The organism is Ruegeria sp. AL2, from assembly GCF_056540845.1.
Map to the genome: position 1 here is coordinate 45,287 of NZ_JBQFXM010000002.1, position 18,157 is coordinate 63,443.

Annotated in this window: 16 protein-coding genes and 1 pseudogene; 2 read left to right on the forward strand and 15 right to left on the reverse strand. The window is 58.1% G+C overall.

Going from position 1 to position 18,157, the window contains the following annotated elements:
- Positions 1-16: 16 nt before the first annotated feature.
- The 7 genes from ACR0ID_RS04125 to ACR0ID_RS04155 form a co-directional block, all read right to left on the reverse strand.
- Positions 17-436 (reverse strand): secondary thiamine-phosphate synthase enzyme YjbQ, encoded by a 420-nt coding sequence (locus ACR0ID_RS04125; RefSeq protein WP_366553954.1) that lies wholly within the window; start codon positions 434-436, stop codon positions 17-19.
- A gap of 112 nt (positions 437-548) precedes the next feature.
- Positions 549-1,412: a sugar phosphate isomerase/epimerase family protein gene (locus tag ACR0ID_RS04130; RefSeq protein WP_366553952.1), complete on the reverse strand. Its 864-nt coding sequence runs from the start codon at positions 1,410-1,412 to the stop codon at positions 549-551.
- A gap of 11 nt (positions 1,413-1,423) precedes the next feature.
- Positions 1,424-2,314, reverse strand: a complete 891-nt coding sequence (locus ACR0ID_RS04135) for an NAD(P)-dependent oxidoreductase (protein ID WP_480603951.1) — start codon at positions 2,312-2,314, stop codon at positions 1,424-1,426.
- A gap of 224 nt (positions 2,315-2,538) precedes the next feature.
- Positions 2,539-3,720: a mannonate dehydratase gene (gene uxuA, locus ACR0ID_RS04140; protein ID WP_480603953.1), complete on the reverse strand. Its 1,182-nt coding sequence runs from the start codon at positions 3,718-3,720 to the stop codon at positions 2,539-2,541.
- A complete protein-coding gene (locus ACR0ID_RS04145; RefSeq protein WP_480603955.1) occupies positions 3,717-4,769 on the reverse strand; it encodes a Gfo/Idh/MocA family protein in 1,053 nt (350 codons plus the stop codon). Before ACR0ID_RS04145 ends, uxuA begins: the two co-directional genes overlap by 4 nt.
- Positions 4,766-5,767 (reverse strand): Gfo/Idh/MocA family protein, encoded by a 1,002-nt coding sequence (locus ACR0ID_RS04150; RefSeq protein ID WP_480603957.1) that lies wholly within the window; start codon positions 5,765-5,767, stop codon positions 4,766-4,768. The genes ACR0ID_RS04145 and ACR0ID_RS04150 overlap by 4 nt, the downstream gene beginning before the upstream one ends.
- Entirely contained in the window at positions 5,764-6,780 is a 1,017-nt protein-coding gene (locus ACR0ID_RS04155; RefSeq protein WP_480603959.1) for a Gfo/Idh/MocA family protein, read from the reverse strand. Before ACR0ID_RS04155 ends, ACR0ID_RS04150 begins: the two co-directional genes overlap by 4 nt.
- A 102-nt stretch (positions 6,781-6,882) precedes the next feature.
- Between ACR0ID_RS04155 and uxaC the strand changes: the two genes are divergently transcribed.
- The gene (gene uxaC / locus ACR0ID_RS04160) at positions 6,883-8,247 is read left to right on the forward strand and encodes a glucuronate isomerase (RefSeq protein ID WP_480603961.1); all 1,365 of its coding nucleotides are present in this window, start codon (positions 6,883-6,885) and stop codon (positions 8,245-8,247) included.
- Positions 8,248-9,444, forward strand: a complete 1,197-nt coding sequence (locus ACR0ID_RS04165; protein ID WP_480603963.1) for a mannitol dehydrogenase family protein — start codon at positions 8,248-8,250, stop codon at positions 9,442-9,444.
- On the opposite strand, the gene ACR0ID_RS04170 is transcribed toward ACR0ID_RS04165, so the two are convergent.
- The 8 genes and pseudogenes from ACR0ID_RS04170 to ACR0ID_RS04205 all read right to left on the reverse strand — a co-directional run bounded on the left by ACR0ID_RS04170 (position 9,431) and on the right by ACR0ID_RS04205 (position 18,156).
- Positions 9,431-10,294, reverse strand: a complete 864-nt coding sequence (locus ACR0ID_RS04170) for a sugar kinase (RefSeq protein ID WP_480603965.1) — start codon at positions 10,292-10,294, stop codon at positions 9,431-9,433. The two genes, ACR0ID_RS04165 and ACR0ID_RS04170, sit on opposite strands and share 14 nt — an antisense overlap.
- Complete coding sequence (locus ACR0ID_RS04175) at positions 10,291-11,172, reverse strand: DMT family transporter (protein ID WP_480603967.1); 882 nt, start codon at positions 11,170-11,172, stop codon at positions 10,291-10,293. The genes ACR0ID_RS04170 and ACR0ID_RS04175 overlap by 4 nt, the downstream gene beginning before the upstream one ends.
- 3 nt (positions 11,173-11,175) lie before the next feature.
- Positions 11,176-12,096 (reverse strand): annotated as a pseudogene (locus ACR0ID_RS04180) (NAD(P)-dependent oxidoreductase); the annotation flags it as partial.
- A 106-nt stretch (positions 12,097-12,202) separates the two neighbouring features.
- The gene (locus tag ACR0ID_RS04185; protein ID WP_480603969.1) at positions 12,203-13,207 is read right to left on the reverse strand and encodes a Gfo/Idh/MocA family protein; all 1,005 of its coding nucleotides are present in this window, start codon (positions 13,205-13,207) and stop codon (positions 12,203-12,205) included.
- Positions 13,204-14,706: a UxaA family hydrolase gene (locus ACR0ID_RS04190; protein WP_260024878.1), complete on the reverse strand. Its 1,503-nt coding sequence runs from the start codon at positions 14,704-14,706 to the stop codon at positions 13,204-13,206. The genes ACR0ID_RS04185 and ACR0ID_RS04190 overlap by 4 nt, the downstream gene beginning before the upstream one ends.
- Positions 14,707-14,730: 24 nt before the next feature.
- Positions 14,731-15,681: a phytanoyl-CoA dioxygenase family protein gene (locus tag ACR0ID_RS04195; RefSeq protein ID WP_480603971.1), complete on the reverse strand. Its 951-nt coding sequence runs from the start codon at positions 15,679-15,681 to the stop codon at positions 14,731-14,733.
- Positions 15,682-15,691: 10 nt separating this feature from the next.
- Positions 15,692-17,314 (reverse strand): TRAP transporter large permease, encoded by a 1,623-nt coding sequence (locus tag ACR0ID_RS04200; RefSeq protein WP_480603973.1) that lies wholly within the window; start codon positions 17,312-17,314, stop codon positions 15,692-15,694.
- Positions 17,314-18,156 carry a TRAP transporter small permease subunit gene (locus ACR0ID_RS04205; RefSeq protein WP_480603975.1) on the reverse strand — a complete coding sequence of 281 codons (843 nt, stop codon included), beginning with the start codon at positions 18,154-18,156 and terminating at the stop codon, positions 17,314-17,316. The genes ACR0ID_RS04200 and ACR0ID_RS04205 overlap by 1 nt, the downstream gene beginning before the upstream one ends.
- Position 18,157: the final 1 nt, after the last annotated feature.

Below are 18,157 nucleotides of genomic sequence, written 5' to 3' on the forward strand. Positions count from 1 at the left end.
CATGTGATCCAAGGCATCACGTCCCGATGTAGTGCACCTTCAATCGGCGTGCCTTGGGTGCTTCCCGATGTTCGAACAGGTACAGGCTTTGTACGCGACCCAGCGGAAGCTGCCCTTGTTCGACCGGGATCGATACCTGAGTTTGCGTCAACAGCGCCCGCAGATGCGATGGAGCGTTGTCGTCCTCGGTCGGGCGGTGGTGATACTTGCCTAGTGACTTGGGTACGAGTTTCTCGAAGAACGTCTCGATATCCTTGAGCACTTCGGGATCGGCATTGGCCTGCACCAACAGCGCGGCACCGGTGTGGACGCACCAAAGGGTCAACAGGCCCGAGACAAATTCGTGTTCGGACACCGCACGCTGAACGATCCCGCTGATGTCGATGAGGGATTTGCCCGGCGTTTCAATGGACAGGTCAAAAAACTGTTGTTTCATCCAGCAGGCCCTTTCCTTGATTTCACGCGAACGCGCCCAGCTTTCTACATCCCACTTGGCATTCAGCAATGGGGGTAAAACTTTTGATTTTGAACGCATATTGACTGCATTTTCATGCAAACAGGCTTTTAAACTGGTCCACACACAGACGAAAACCATCTTCGAAGTTCCCGTTGCCGGGGTGATAAACGCTTTCGAAAGAAATGACGCCATCATAGCCGTCGGATCTGAGCGCGTCCGCGATGGGTTGGAACAATGGCGCAAGCTGACCTTCCCCCATGCGGCGCACTTCCAGTGTTGCCCGCGGCGTGTCGACCTTTACGTCCTTGATATGAATGTGACCCAGATATCCGCCGCGCAGTTCTTCATAACCGTCCGGATATGCCAGTTCATGGCACCAGCAGTTGTTTCCGGGGTCCCACAGCACTTTCAAAGTGTCTATTGCGTCCAAATCGTCAATCAGCTTGCGGGCTGTATAGTTGGAGTTGACCAAGGTGCCGTTTCCGGTTTCCACGACAAGCGTCACGCCCTCAGCTCTTGCCAGTTCAACGGCCGGCGCGATCAGCGGCGGCATCGTGTCCCATACCCCATGCGCCACGTTCCACTTCTCGGCGCCGTTTTTTCCCCACAGTATCTGCTCTTTTCGTTGCGTCATGATCCGAACCAGCGGAGACCCAACAACATGCGCCATGTCGATTACGCGTTTCAAGGCGTCCATGTGCCGAGTGTGCAGGTCGTCGCCGGGCCTGTTGGCAGCTGTCATCCCCGCAAAGATATGGCGCGACAGACATGACACAGGCTTGCCTCGGTCGCGCAAGAGCGCGTTGATCTCGGCAACTTCCTGCGGGGAATGATCCCCGACCTCCGCATCGCCAACGAATTGAAGCTCTGCATAGTCCAGGCCGAACTCGTCCATCACGTCCACGGCATGCCGCAGATCGCGGGAAATGCCGTCGCAAATTACACCTAATTTCATGTCCGGTCCCCTCAGCGATGCAATTCTGCGTCAACGATTTCTTCGATGACGCGAGTACACACCCAGTTGTCACCATTCGGGTATTTGGTTTTTCCTGCGTGAAAGATCTGCATAGCGGATGATGCTGTGTGCATTGGAACGCCCAACGCACCGGCCAGTGCCAGCGAGATCGTCAGGTCCTTGTGCATGGTTGCGATATGGCTGCCGGTGGCCTCGAACTTGCGATCAATGATGTTTTCAAGGGCGGAATTCACGACGCCGCACCCCGCGCTGGATGAGGAGAACACATCAAGTAATGCCTGACCGCTGACACCGGCTTTGGCCGCCAGGGCCGCAGCCTCGAATGTGGCGGAAAAGATCGATCCGATCAGGGATTGCAGGCAGGCTTTCACGGTTTGCCCGTCGCCAGCGTTTTCGCCGACCCGATGAATTGTTGCCGACACTGCCTTCATGACTTCTGCATTTCGGTCCAGCACATCCGCAGCACCGGCAGCCATCATCGTCAATGTGCCGTTCTGCGCGCCGGGAAACCCACCTGAGACCGGCGTGTCGATTAAGTTAATGCCCGAGCCTTCCATATCGTGCCCGATGGCGCGGGCTTCGGCCGGGGTAATGGTCGCCGACAGGATGACCGTTCCGCCTTTGGCTATGTTCGCAACCAGCCCGTTTTCACCCAGAATGACATCGCGGGCCTGATCTCCGTTCATCACCATGACAAACACACTGGAGGCGTGACGGCCGACCTGTCCCACGCTGTCCTTGGGCCGGCCGCCCATGTCAGCAAAAGCCGTCATGCGCGTCTCGCTCAGGTCGAAACCGGATGTTTCGAAGCCATTCTTGATCAGGTTCTTGGCAAGGCCGCTGCCCATGTCCCCAAGACCTATTACGCCTGCAGTATTCATTTGGGCTCCTCCCGATATTTCGCCGTTGCCGTATGGCAGGCGTTTCGAAAAATGATGCCTAATCGCATCGGTTTTCGCGGGAGTTTCACGCGTCTTGAACAGACGTCGGGCGAGTCCGGAAGACACCCCGCTGCCCGTTTACGTACAGTAATTAAACGAAGAATGCGGCGCTCAGGCAAGCATAGAAGTGTTGCGGGCGAAAAGAAACCGCCTGATCCGACGCGTTACGAGAACGCTGCCATGATGCCGCGCAGTTCCGCAAGCCCGCGCATACGCCCGATCAACGGATAGCCGGGAGTACTGTGTCCACCCAGATCGCTCAGCAGTTCTTGTCCGTGGTCGGGCCGCATCGGAATTTGCCAGTCGCAACGCCCTTGGGATTTGCGGCGGCGCTGTTCGTTCATCAGTTCGCGAATGGTGCCGACCATGTCGGTGTCGCCATCCAGATGCGAGGCCTCAAAGAAGTCCGGCTTCTGGCTGTCTGACCCGGCGATGCGTTGGGTATTCCGCAGATGGACAAAGTGAATTCGGTCGCCATGCCTGCGCACGAAGTCCGGCCCATCAAATTCGGGGGACACTCCCAGCGATCCGGTACACAACGTTGCGCCGTTCGCCAACAAATCAACCGCATCCAGAACGGCGCCGTAGTCATCGGTACTGGACATGATCCGCGGCAGACCAAGCAACGAGAACGGCGGATCATCCGGATGACAGCACAATCGTAGTTCCAGTTCTTGGGCGACTGGGGCGACTTCTGACAGGAAGTCGATCAGGTTTGCGCGAAGCCGGTCACGGTCGATATGTGCATAGGTCTGCAACAAAGCGCGCACGTCCCGTACGCTCCACTGATCGTTGGCGCCGGGCAACCCCGCAGTGACATTATGCTGCAACTGGGCCATGGATTTATCCGACATGCGCAAGAAGCGATCCTTGGCCGTTTGCTGGACGTCGCTGGAATAGTCTTCGGACGCGCCCGGCCGCTTGAGAATATGTATGTCGAAAACAGCAAAATCGGTCAGGTCGAACAGCATGGCCGCTCCGCCGTGCGGCTGCGGTGCGCGAAGGGCGGTGCGTGTCCAATCCAGGATTGGCATGAAGTTGTAGCAAACGACTTTGATGCCACGGGCGGACAGGGCCCTGAGGCTGGACTTATACGCCTGCAGATGTTCAGCCATGTCTGCGGACTGTGTTTTGATCGCCTCGGAGACGGGCAGGCTTTCGACAACGTCCCAACTGTACCCGGCAGTAGCCAGAACTGCCTGCCGATCGGCGATGCTTGGTTCGTCCCAGGGCTGTCCCGGCGGGATGTGATGCAGCGCGGTGACGATGCCCTGAACCCCGACTTGATGGAGAGCGGCCAAGGCGATCGGATCATCGGGTCCGAACCAACGCCAGCATTGTTTCATGGCAGCCATCCTTCATACAGCGGGTGATCGGGCCTGATGGGGAGAGCAACGCGCTGCCCGGTGCGCGCCGCGTGATAAATCGCGGTCACAAGGCCGATGGACGCAGCACCGTCCTGCAGTGTAACGGCCGAATTTGCCTCGGACCGCAGCGCCCTGCCGACTTCAGTAAAGAACCCTTCGAAACCTGTTTGTTCGTCAGCGGCGGCTGCAAGGGCCTCGTCGATAGCGGCTTGATTCACAGGGTCTCGCGCGACGAATGTCCAGGGCGTTTGACCCGGGGCATAGGGTTCGGTGCCAGAGGTGGCGGTCACCTTTTCAAAGACGAGCCGCAGGCGGGTTTCGTCCGTGGCAGCGCCCAGGGTGATATTGCTTGTACACAAAGCTCCGGAAGTCATGCCAAAGCAGATCGCGGCGCAGTCTTCGGTCTCGATCGGGTTTACCCGCGTTGTGGCCATTGCAGACACCCAGGCGATATCACCCGCGATATGAGTCAGCAGATCATGGTTGTGGATGGCATGGCCCAGCACTGCGCCGCCGCGTTCACCAGCCCATGTTCCCCGCCACGGCACCGCGTAATAGTCTGCCCCTCGGGACCAATGGGTCTCAAGCGCGGCAGTTTGGACCGCTCCGGTCAGGCCTGCGCGTTGCAAGTGGCGCAATTGGGCAAGTGACGGGCCCCACCGGTATTGAAACACCGGAAACACCTGCTTGCCTGCGTTGCGTGTGGCTGCCGTGATCCGATCCACATCTTGCATCGAGGTCGCAAGAGGCTTTTCGCAGACAACGTGTTTTCCTGCGGCCAGTGCCGCAAGCGTGGTTGGTACATGCAGATGGGGCGGCAGGCAGACGTCGATGACATCAATCGCCGGATCATCCAGAGCGTCCTGAATGTTGGTCAGTGCTCGAAAATCCGAGTTCTGCCGTATCTGTTCGATCCGGTCCGTATTCTGGTCGACCACGGCGGTTACGCGGAAGGTGCGGTCAAGCCGTTCCAGAGCGTCCAGATGTTGCGCACCGATACCTGCGCCAAGGATCGCAACGTTGATCATCTGCGTTCCGCCATTTCCTGCGCGTGCAGTGCCAGTTCCATGACCGTAAAGCAGTGGGTCTGTGTCATCGCGGTTTCGGTCCGGTTGCGGATGTCATCGGCCAGGCGCGCGAAGTAGGGAAGGCCGGCGTCGGCTGCGTCGATCTTTTGGCAGGTTTCACCATTGACGAGGATCAGATGGTCTGTCCCTGAGGCCCCACCCACATCGACGTATTTCCGCAACTCGATATATCCTTCGGTTCCGAGGATCGTCAGACGACCATCCCCCCAGTTTGGCAAGGCATCCGGCGTGAACCAGTCAACCCGGATGTACCCGGTACCATTCTCGCTGCGCAGATTGAGCTCTCCGAAATCCTGCAACCCGGGATCTTTGGGGTTTGCGTAGTTCGCCACATAGGCGTTTGTAATTTCTGCGGTTTCCGAACCTGTGTAGTGCAAGAACTGATCGATTTGATGCGAGGCGATGTCGGTCAGAATACCTCCATAGCGGTCACGCTGAAAAAACCATTCCGGCCGCGTTGCCGGGTTCAAGCGGTGCGGGCCAAGTCCGATCGTTTGGATCACGCGCCCGATGGCACCGGCCTCGACCAACTCGGTCGCCCGCGTGCTGACGGGTGTTTCAAATCGTTCGGAAAAATTCACCGACCAGATTCGACCGGTGTCGGCGACCGCTCGCTTGATCTGGTCGAGTTGCTCGAACGTCGTGCAGCCTGGCTTGTCGCTCATGACATCCATGCCGTTTTGCATGGCGCGGATCGTCAACGCGGCCCTATCTGCCGGTATTGCCGAAATCAGCGCCAGATCCGCCCCACTAGTTAGGGCGTCTTCCAGTCGGGCCAGCCGCGGAATACCGGGAAACCTTTTGACGTAGCCCGGCAGCGTTTCCGGATCGCCTTGTGTCCAGTAGCCAACGCAGTCCACGCCGGTTTTATGCATGTTTTCCGTCATGCCATAGATATGGCGGTGGTCCAGGCCAAGGGCGACGCAGGTCAGGCTCATGAGATGACTCGTGTTTTCTGGCCGGTTCGATTGGCGATCTGCATCGCGTCTATGACGGCGTGGGTCAAAAGGGTACTGCGTCCGGTGGCCATGGGCTGCGTTCCACCGACAACGGCCTTGGCGAAATCCTCGATAACCGCCTGATGCCAAGCATGGGTGAACGCCATGGGATCGGCCCCTCCGCCTGTGGCGGACGTTTCGCCAACCGTGGATTTATAACCATCGAAAGTCGTTAAGGTCAGGACACCTGACTCCAAATGCGCTTTGGCGCGCGTGCCTTGGATCGTGATAGATTCGGCGGCCCCGGGAAATTCGGCAGTAGTCGCCATCAAAGTGCCCACGGCGCCTCTATCCGTTTCAAAGACTGCACCTGCCCAATCCTCAGCTTCGAGATCGTGTAACGGAGTTTTTCTCATCATGGCTTGAATGTCCGAGATCGGCCCCAGCAGCCACATCGCAAGGTCAAGCGTGTGGATTGCCTGCGAGATCATGACACCGCCTCCGTCGCGCGCATAAGTGCCGCGACCCGGCTCGTCATAGTAGCTCTGATCGCGCCACCAAGGGACACGGATTTCCACCGTGGCGATCGCGCCCAGCTCACCCTGTTCAATGGCTGATTTCAGCGCCTGCGAGGCGGCGCGGGCGCGGTGCTGAAAGACGATGCCTAGCGGCACGCCAGACACCTCGCACTGCTCGACAATGGCTTTCGCGGCGCCCAGCGTTCTTTCAATGGGCTTTTCCATCAGGATCGGTTTCGACGCGGTCGAAAGAATTCGTACCAACTCTGTGCGCTGATCGGGCGGGGTTGCGATGATCGCAAAGTCGACGTTTGGGTCGTTTGCGATTTCCTCGATCGAGCCGAATGCGCGGGTGCCGTTTCGCTGCGCGAACTCAGCTGCTTTTTCAGAGTTGCGCCCAAGAACGCCGGCAAGACTGAGGCCTTGATCCGATGCTTGAATGGCAGCGACATGCGTGCCCGAAACCATCCCCAAACCAATCAGCGCAATATTCATTCATTCCCCCGGATCACCCGGTCAGTCTGCGGGTTCGAACGGGAAAGATGCAACCATTAAAAACTGTGTTAACAATTGCGGGCAGCAGTATCGGAGGCAGAAATGACTGGTAATTTGAATGGCATGGCAGAAGACCTGTACTTGGGCATCAAGGACCTGCCGATCGTGTCTCCGCATGGTCACTGCGATCCGGGGTGGTTTGCAACCGATGAGCCGTTTCCCAACCCGGCAGAGCTGCTGGTGGTTCCCGACCATTACGTGTTCCGTATGCTCTACTCTCAGGGCGTTCCCTTGTCCGAACTTGGCGTTGGGGAAGAGGGGCGAAAGAAGGATCCTCGCGCCGTTTTCCGCACCTTTGCCGAGCACTGGCATCTGTTTCTGGGAACGCCTTCCCGGATCTGGATGAATTTTGTGCTGCATGAAACGCTGGGCGTGTCTGAGGAGTTGTCTTCGCGCACGGCAGATCTGATCTATGACACGATCTCAGACAAGCTGACGCAACCCGATTTTCGCCCGAGGGCTTTGTTCGACAGGTTTGGGATCGAGGTTCTGGCCACCACAGATTCGGCTCTCGACAGCCTCGCGGAGCATCGGAAGATCCGTACAAGCGGTTGGGGCGGGCGAGTTGTTCCGACGTTTCGCCCAGACGGAGTTTTGGATGGGGCGGACCCGGGGTTCGTACAGAATCTGAACAAGTTGGCCGACCTGACAGACTGCGATCTGGGCAGCTATGATGGCTACCTCAACGCGCTGCGAATGCGGCGGGCTTATTTCATCCAGCTGGGATGTACTGCCACCGACCACGGTATCGAACGCGTACAGACCGAGTGGCTGGACGACCCGGATGCGCTGTACCAGCGGCTGAGACGGCGGGAAGGTACCGAACAGGATGCTCGTCGGTTCTATGGGCATATGCTGATCGAAATGGCGCAGATGTCTGTCGATGATGGTCTGACAATGCAGATACATGCTGGCAGCAAGCGCAACACGAACCACGCGGTAATGCGGGACTTCGGACGGGACAAGGGGGGCGACATTCCAATCGCGATGGATTGGGTCACGGGCCTCGAGGCGCTGTTGAACCGGGTCGGAAACTCAGCGGAACTGCGCATCATTCTGTTCACACTGGACGAAAGCACCTATGCCCGCGAACTGGCCCCGATGGCGGGACATTGGCCGTGCCTTAGGATCGGGCCACCTTGGTGGTTCCACGACAGCCCAGCTGGGATTGCGCGGTATTTCGCTCAGATCGTTGAAACGGCCGGATATTACAATTTGGCCGGATTCAATGACGACACGCGGGCTTTTCTGTCCATTCCTGCACGTCACGACCTGTGGCGACGGGGTGTGGCGATTCATCTGGCCGAGCAGGTTGCGCGCGGCTATTTCGCTCGGGACAGTGCCGAGCATCTGGCGCGGTTGTTAGCGGTCGATCTGGCGAAACAGGTTTACGGGTTGCAAAGCTAAATGGGTACAATTCTTCATTTCGGCCTTGGAAACTTTGCTCGGGCGCATTTGCTGGATTACACCGATCAAGTGGGCGGTTGGGACGTTGTCGGCGTCAGCCTGCGTTCATCCTCGGTTCGGGATGGATTGGCCCGGCAGGGTTTCGAGTACGATTTGTGCGTGCAGGGGCAGGGCGTCCGGCGCATCAAAGCTCTGCGTGACGTTCTGGTCGCGCCCAAGGATCGCGCAGAAATTTTCGATGTGATGTCTGATGCCGAGATCATCTCGGCGACCGTCACCGAGAAAGGTTACCACTTGGACGCCGCGGGCAAGCTGAACCTTCAGGATCCAGCGATTGCCGCCGATCTGGCAGGGCAAGGGCCTTCGACGCTGATCGGGTTTTTAGCTTATGGCCTTGCGGAACGGCGCAAGCCAGTAACGGTACTAAGTTGTGACAATCGCATGGAAAACGGCAAGACGCTCGAAACGGCAGTTGCCGATTTTGCGGAAGCAGCCGGTCTGGACGTGAATTGGGACTCTGTTCGCTTTCCCAACGCGATGGTCGACCGGATCACCCCGGCTACCACGGACGCCGTTCGCGCAATTAGCGGCGATCCTATGGCTGTTCCGACCGAGGCGTTCTCGGAGTGGGTGATCGAAGACAGTTTCGCCGGTCCGCACCCGGATTGGCCGGGTGTGCAACTGGTCGAAGACGTAGCCCCGCACGAGATGCGAAAGCTGCGCATGTTGAACGGTGCCCATTCCCTGTTGGCTTATACCGGGTTGGAGCGGGGCCTGACCTACGTCCACGAGGCGGTTCGAGACCCGGTTTTGCGCCCGCTGGTTTCCGAGTTGATGAAGGATGCGGGCGCAACGCTGCCCGCAGCACTGCAAGCACAGGTTCCGGACTATGCCGAAGCTTTGCTGCGCCGCTTTGAAAACCCCGAGCTGGCGCACCGTCTGGGCCAAATCGCGATGGATGGCAGCCAGAAGCTGCCGTATCGGTTTGTTCCCACACTCCGTGAGACCGGCTCTCAGGCGGTGATTGCAGGGATGCGGGCCTGGATCTCCTATTGCATGTCCGAGATCGCAAAGGGCAGGGCGCTGAACGATCCTTGCGCGTCGGAAATTGCCACGGCCGTCAAGCAGCCGGACCCGGTAGCGCCGTTTTTGGGTCTCGTTGGTGCTGAGGATCTCGCGCCACTTATCCGGGAATGATCGCGCCGCGGAACTGAACAACGGTGGAAGCCAGATTGTGTCCAGCCATCAGGGCCTCGGCCTGTGATTTTCCCATCAGCAAGGCCGCGAGGTACCCACCGTTGAAACTGTCGCCCGCCGCTGTCGTATCCAGCACGTTTTTGGCAGGTTCATAGGTTTGGTCAGTGTTCTGACCGATGGACAAAGGGCCATTCTCTCCGCGTTTCAACGCACCAACACCGTGATGATCGGCAAAGCGTGCAGCCACTTGGTCCGCGCTTTCCCCGAACAATGCCATCTCGTCGTCAATGGACGGCAGGGCAATGTCTGCACGTTGCCAAAGCCGTTGGTTAATCTGCCGAGCGTGTTGGACGCTGTCCCAAAGACGCGGACGAAAGTTGCTGTCATATACCAGCCGGACGGAAGAGCCTTCGAGCCAGTCCAGAAGCGCAAGCCTGACTGCATGCGGAAGAATGGCCACGGAAATCCCTGACAAGTACAGCACGTCGTAACCGTTCAGCGGGCTGAAGTCGTGATCGGCAAAAAGCTGACGGGCGGCCGCCTCGCTGCGCCAATAGGTAAAGCTGCGTTCACCGTCCGCAGATGTCGTGATAGCGTATAGTCCCGGAGAGGCGTTCGGAATGATGCGGATCCCGGATGTTCCGATGCCATGACTGGCGATGAAGTCCACGATGCGCGTTGAGAACGGGTCGTCGCCAAGACATGTCACATACTCCACCTGCAGGTCAGGCGCGGCACGGTGCATGTAGATGGCCGTGTTCAGCGTATCCCCCGCGACGCCCACCTTTGCGCCGGTTTCCAGCATGGACAACTCGATCATTGCTTCGCCGATGCAGGCAATTCGCGTCATTTCTTTTCTCTTTTCCAGATGATGAGACCGGCGCCCATGATTAGCGCAGCTCCTGCCAACGTGAAGGCGTCCGGTACTGTGTCAAAGAACAGATAACCCCAGATTGCCACGTAGATTAGGAACGAATAGGTGAATGGCATCAACTGGTTCGCCGTTCCAAACCGATGCGCGTTCGTCAGCAGTTGATGCCCGCACCAGCCAAACACACCAAGGCCAATCAGTACAATCAGGCTCCACGTGTTTTCTGGCTGGACCCAAAACCAGATGGCGAACGGCAGCAGGACCACCGTCCCGGTAAGCCCGAGGTAGAATTGCATAGTGTCCACGGCAACGACCCCGGACAGCTTGCGCGTCATGATCGAGTACAAGGCCAAAGCGGTGGCATTATATACGATCAGCAGCATGGTCGGATGAAAGGCCGAACCAAACGGCCGTACGACAACCAACACCCCCAGAAAGCCCAGGATGATAGCCGCCCAACGCCATGGGCCCACGCTTTCTTTCAATACAAAGACGGACAGAAAGCACACGATGACCGGGCTTGAGAACATGATTGCCGACACAACGGTCAGTGGCAAAAACCGTAGGGCATAAAAATTGAAAACGGTCGCCGAGATCAGCAGCAAGGCCCGGCTTATCACCTGCCATGGATGGGCAGTCTTGAACCGACCGGCCTCTATCCCGCCCTTGGCGATCACGCCCACTGAGATCACGAAGTGCCCCGCATAGCGCATGAACGCCAACTGAAATGCCGGCACTCCGGCCAACGCCAACCACTTGGCCCCAAGGTCAACCAACGAAAAGAACAGCCACGCCATCAGCATCAGCACAATGCCAAGGCGCGGCAGGTCAGCGGTGGGGTTGGCGGAGACGGCCATCGATCAGGTGTTGAAACGCTTGACGTAGTAGTCAACCATCTGGCTTACCATGTCATCCGCCTGACCGTGGTCGCGGGCGTCATTCAGCGCCGAAAGCGCGCCCTGCGACATCACGCTGGTAACGCCTTCCTCGCGCGCCATTCGGTCATAATACCCGAGGTCTTTTGCCGCGTTCTTGATGGCAAAGGCCAGCTGATTTGGGTCGCTCTCAACGCCATAGGCTTTGACGAAATCCATCATTCCGGAATGCAGCGGCCCTGCGGCCATCACATCATACAGCTGCTTGCGGTCAACACCGGTGATGTCAGCCATGGCAAAGGCTTCGGCCATCGCGTTCGCAACGGTCATTCCGAAGAAGTTGTTGATCAGCTTGATCGTGTGCCCGGACCCAACGGGGCCAAGGTAAAAAACGTTTTCGCCCAAATCTTTCAGTGTCGGCTCGGCCTTGTCAAAGGCAGCCTTGTCGCCAGACGTCATAATGTTGAGCTTGCCTTCTAGCGCGTGTGAAGGTGTCCGGCCAAGCGGTGCATCAAGATAGCTTCCGTCGGCTGCGGCAACCTCCTCGGCCAAGGCGCGTGTGCTGCCAGGAAGCGAGGTGCCAAAGTCGATGACGATCGCGCCGGACTTCAATCCTGAAATCACTCCATCTGCACCGTGCATTCGGCTCTCGACCTGTTCGGAGGTGCCCATGCACAGCATCACGATGTCGCTGGCCTGAGCCAGTTCTTGGGCGTTTCGCATCTCGCGGGCGCCTCGGTCAATCGCGGCGTCCAGGTACGTGCGGTCGCGGTTTCCCAATACCGTGACCGAGTATCCTTGGTCCAACAGTCGGCTCACCATGGCTCCGCCCATTAGTCCCAAGCCGATAAACCCGATTGATGGTTTGCTCATTGGTTTCCCTTTCCTTGAATGTGTCTGGTTTTTATTCTTGTGTTTGTTGCGGGCGGCTTTGCTTTCTTAATGCTCATATTGCCCGGTGGATAATCATTGGTTTTTGGGTGGTCCGGCATTTGGCCGGGCCGCATGTCCATCAGGCCGGCGCCCGCGCTCGAGTCGTTTGCGCCTTTAGCCCCTGTTCGACCCGTGATGTGACCTCGAGCGTTCGGGCTGCATCTTCGACGTCGATCAGTGGGGGAGCGCCATCGATCACGTCAAGGAAGTGATCCAGTTGCACCTCCAGCGGTGCGCGTTGTTGTTCCGGTCGTGTAAGTTGGTCTTTTTGGGCCGCAGTGCCCCAATCCTGTCCGCGCCACAGGGTCATGGATGGAAAACTGACGGCGCCCTTAGTTCCCGTGATCCACATCATGTCCTGATGGGTCGTGCCGATGTTCGGGTTTTCGCCGGTTCCGGCCTCAAACCCCCAGGGGCTGGGTGCGGTATCGGCAAAGCTGATAGTGCCCGTCGCGCCGTTTTCGAATGCGATCGCGATAGCCCCGCTTTCTATCCGTTCCGATCCGCGGATGGGCGCTCCGGGCAGGGCGACGACATCCGAGATTTCTCCGATCACAAAGCGCAGGACATCGATATCATGCACCAGATTGATCATGACTGGGCTGCCATCGGAAGTCCGCCAGTTCTGTTCAAAATAGCTGTCGGGTTTGCGCATGGCCCACAGCAACGAGACATTGATGACTTGTCCGATCGTACCTTGCGCGATCACCTCCTTCAGGTGTTGCAAGATTGTATGATACCGCCGATGGTGGCCTACAAGGCTGCGGACATTGGCCTGGCGAACGGCCGTCTTCAGGCGCAGGGCGTCATCGACCGATGCTGCAACCGGCTTTTCGATCAGCATGTGCCAACCGCGGGATGCGGCCAGAATGCCATGTTCGGCATGCAGGCGGGTTGGCGTCGCGATGATGACGCCATCCACTGGGCCCTGCACCTCGTCCATACTGGCAAAACGCGGCGCGTCGATCTGGATCGAGCCATCTGGATCGGCCAACCCGACCAACATGCAGCCGGGATGCTCAATCACGGCGCGGACGTGACGGATACCGATCAATCCGCCGCCGGATACAAGGATTCGTTTCACATCACCGCTCCGATTTGCCAGGGAACAAATTCGTAGTCACCCAAGCCCTGCGCCTCGGACTTGGTCCGCGCGCCGGAGGCGACTTGGAGCAGCCGTTGGTATATTTCCTGTCCTTTTTCTTCGACGCTGGCGCCTTTGGTCAGAATGTCGCCCGCATCCACGTCCATGTCCTCGGGCATGCGTGCTGCCAATTCAGAGTTGGTAGCGATTTTCAGCGTGGGTGCCGGTTTGGACCCAAATGCAGAGCCGCGTCCCGTGGTGAAGCACACAAGGTTGCACCCAGCCGCGATCTGCCCGGTCACCGAGGCCGGATCATATCCGGGGCTGTCCATGAAGGTGAAGCCTTTGGCGGTGATGTGTTCGGCATATTTGAATACACCGGTCAAAGGGGTGGTTCCGCCCTTCGCCGCTGCCCCCAGCGACTTCTCTAGGATGGTCGTCAGACCCCCTTGCTTGTTGCCGGGGCTTGGGTTGTTGTCCATCGAACCGTGATTGCGAGCGGTATAGTCCTGCCACCAATCGATCAGTCCGATCAGTTTTTCCCCAGTTGCGCGACCAAGGGCGCGGCGGGTCAAAAGGTGTTCGGCTCCGTAGATTTCAGGAGTTTCCGCAAGGACACCTGTGCCGCCTTGCGCAACCAACAGGTCGCAGGCATGTCCGAGCGCCGGGTTCGCAGTCACACCGGACCAAGCGTCCGAACCACCGCATTGCAGCGCAACCATCAGTTCGGACGCCGGGGCTTCGCTGCGCCTCGCCTCATTGGCAATGGGAAGCATCTGGTTGATCTTGTTGATGCCCATTTCCACGGTCCGACGTAATCCGGCGACGTTCTGGATGTTCATCGTCTGGAAGGTGGGACTTTGCTTCAGCCCATACGCGTCCAGCAGCCAGTCGATCTGGTTCATCTCGCAGCCCAGACCGACCATCAGGACGGCAGCGTGGTTGGGGTGTTTTGCAAACCCCCACATGACCCGTTGAAGGGCTTCAAAACCGTCGCCGGAATCGGCCATTCCGCAGCCCGTTCCATGGACAAAGGCCACCACGCCGTCGATGTTCGGAAACTCGGCCAGCTTGTCCGGCGTGAAGTGATTGGCGATCATGCGGGCCGCAGTCGCCGAACAGTTCACGGTGGTCAGAACCGCGATGTAGTTGCGCGTGCCGACCCGACCGCTATCCCGGTGGTAGCCCATAAACGTATCGACCGAGGTGACGGGTTTCATGGGCCTGTGATCCGTCGCAAACTCGTAGTCCACACTGGTGTTGCGGAACTCGACATTGTGGGTGTGCACATGGTCACCGGGTTCGATCGGTTGGGTGGCGTAACCGATGATCTGGGCGTATTTTCTGACCGGATCGCCGAGCGCAAGATTCCGCGTGGCGACCTTGTGCCCCGAGGGGATGCGCGCATTGGTCGTGACATCCTCGACCATACTGCCGGCCTCCAGATGCCGAGTTGCAACCACCACGCTATCCGTTCGATCTAAACGTACAAAAGTCATAATCAGCTTTCCTGGCGGCAGCAGCTAGGCGCAGAACGGTGAGTCCGATGTCCACCGGTGAATATCTATATGCGGCTTGCCGGACAGTCTTGCTCGCGCCGCCTCCCAATTGGACTTGCAGATGCGCCAATCTCGCAGCTCGGTTTCGGGGCGCGATCTGGACCTCGCGATGAAGCTGGGGAAATGATCTCGACCGGTCGGCTGGCCTGCCGCGCTAAAGCGGATGTCGAACGACCAGCGGAACCGGCCCGTTTTATTGATCAGCGAAGCGTGTGGCGTCAAAGGGTGAAACAGGATGATCCCGCCGGCCTTGACAGGAAGGGGTACGGCGCGGCCTTCATCAATGAACCCGTCAGCAATGCCTGTCTGCGTCCGGGCACAATGCGGCAGGATGGTTTGGTCCTGTGCCTTCGGCAGCACTTGCAGGCAGCCGTTTTCGACGGTTGCATCGTTGACGGCAATCCACACCGTGACCATGTCGGTCTGATCAGCATCCTCCAGCGCAACCGCTCGGTCCTGATGCCAGTCCGTTGCGGTGATGTGCGCGCGCACCTCGTCCTTGGACAGCTTCAGGGCAGGGGGCTTCAGCCGAACGTGCTGGATTGGATTGCTCACCAACTCTGGCCCGATCAGCTGCTCGACAATGTCAAGCATGGGGCGGGCCGTCAGCAAGTCGAACACTGCGGGCCCAATATGGAACGGTGTGTCCGCAATGATCCGATCGCCGGGCAGCGAGATGTCCAGCGGCTGGAAATAGTCGCATCCGGCTTGATAGGCGGACAGAAGTTTGTCCCAGAAGGTCATTCCGGACGGCTCGTCCTTGACCAGCCCTTTTTTGTACCAACAGTCATAGAGCCGGTTCAGGACATCCGAGTATTCCGCTTGCACCCGACCCAGGACATCGCGGGGAATAACATCCTCAACCACGAGGTATCCATCGGTCTGGAACTTGCCAATCTGATCTTGTGTCAGCATGGGTGCAACCTCACAACAGCAGCGCGATGATGCCCGGCCAGATCAGAAGAACGGAAAGCGCCAGCAACTGGATCCCGATGAATGGCAGGAAGCCGCGGAAGATATCCGTCAGGCTGATATGCGGCGGGGCCACTGACTTCAGGTAGAACGCGGCCGGGCCGAAAGGGGGCGAGAGGAAGCTGACCTGCATGTTCATACAGAACACGACGCCGAACCAGATGGCGACATGACTCGGCTCCAACTGGCCAAAGACTCCGATTTCCTCGATAGGAAGGCGCATGACGATCGGCAGAAAGACCGGAATGATCAACAGTACGATGCCGACCCAATCCATGAATGCGCCCATGAACAGCAAGATCAGCATCATTACCAGAATGACCAACATGGTTGGCAGCTCTTGGCCGACGATCAGGTCGGCCACGTATTGGGGCCCCCCAGCAATGGTGTAGGCACCCGCCAGCGCGGCGGCCCCGATCGTAACCCAGATGATTGTGCCTGTGGATTTTAGTGTCCGCATCAAGCTGTCCCAAACCAGCTCGAACGATCCTTCGCCCCGTAGGATGGCGATGATCAGGACGGCGAAGGCGCCCATACCAGCAGCCTCGGTGATGCCCGTGATCCCGCCATAGATCGAGCCGAGCACGACGCCGATTACGACCAGCGGCGCGACGAGACCCTTGCCCATTTCCCAACCGATTTTTGCGCGCTGTCTGCCAAAGACGACGAAAATCAGCAGAAGGGCGACGATCGTGATACCGGCAAACCAGGGCAGGTAGTCAGCTGTCCCCAATCGCGCTGGTTCGCCCTGGCTGGCAGCGTTGGAGCCTGACAGTTCGAAAAAAGCGGCCCGGATAAACAGAACGGTGGAAAATCCGGCGACGACGATGCTCATGAAGGCACCAAACAGTTTGCGTTTCTCGGCTGGTTCGGGGTCGTTCGGGTCCGGTTCCGGCAGCGGAGCGTGATGAGGATTCAACCGAGTGCGGATGATGATGTACAGGATGATCATCGAGGCTAGCATGAAGCCGGGAATGAAAGACGCGGTGAACAGCGACTTGATCGAGGTTTCGGTGATCAGCCCATAGATGATCAGAACGATCGAAGGAGGGATCATGGTGCCCAACGACCCAGAGGCGCAGATGACGCCAATAGCGAGATTCTGATCGTAGCCCAGGCGCAGCATCTGGGGCAGGGCGATAAGGCCCAGCAGGACAACCTCACCGCCGATGATGCCGGACATGGCAGCCATGATCACCGCCATGATCGAGGTCACGATCGCGATGCCGCCGCGTGTTCTGGACAGCCAGACATTCAGCGACGAATACATGTCGCGCGCGATCCCGGACCGCTCTAGTAGCGACGCCATGAAGATAAACAATGGCACGGAGATGAGCACGTAGTCCGTTAAGAGCCCGTATATCTTCTGCGCCAGGATATAGAGCGGCCCAGTCCCTGGCCGACCGGTGAGAATCCCGTCGCCGAATGAAAACGGGTTTAAAAGCAGTGTCGGTTCGAACTTGAGCACAAGAACCAGAACCGCAAGCGAAGCCGAGGCCAGACCCAAGGGCATCCCGATCGCCAGAAGCACAATCAGGGCGACCATCAGGATGAGTGAGATTGTTCCAATGTCCATTAGTCTTGTCCCACCGCCCGTTTGATCATTTCAATTTCGTCTTCGTCCGGTTCATCTGTGTGGATTTCCGGTTCTTTGTTCCAATCCGCGACCAAGTTCAAAATTGCTTGCATTGCGACGAGCGTAATCACGATCAGCACCATCGGCTGCAACGTCGCCGGGATCGGAGGATTGAAGGCAGAGCCATAAAGCTCCCATTTGTAGAGCTTGTTGACGAACACCTGTTTGTAGCTGCCGTAGACAAGAAAGAAGGCAAATAGCACGATCAGTATAGTCGAAACCGTATCAAAAACGCGCTGAAGCCAACGTGGAACGGCGTCGTACATCAGGAATATTCGAATGTGACTGCGTTGCTGCATGGCGTAGTAGCCAGACATCAAAAACACAAAGCTGGCGAACCACAGTGTCATTTCGTTCGCCCACTCGGTCGGCTTCTCCAGGATATAACGCATGAAGACTTCGTAGAGCATGACGACAGTCATGATTGCGATCATCATCATCGTCACTCGGCCTATGAACAGGGCGAAACGGTCCATAACCGTCGAGCCTTCGAACTCCATCGTTGCCGGGCGCACGGTCTTGGTACCAATCACTGCAAGAAACGGTAGAAGGACGAGCGCGGCCATGTCGATGATGTCGACATACCCCCCGAATACGCCAGACAATTCGGGCGTGACGTCGCTGCGCAGATATATTTCAGTTACCTGGCTTTTGAGGGATTCAGAGGTGTAAGGCAGCCAATCCAATAGGAATGCCGGGAGATGCCAAACAAGCCAACTGGCAGTCGCGACGAAGGCCAACGGTATGAGCCATTCAATTGGTCCGCCTGAATTCTTGTGCATC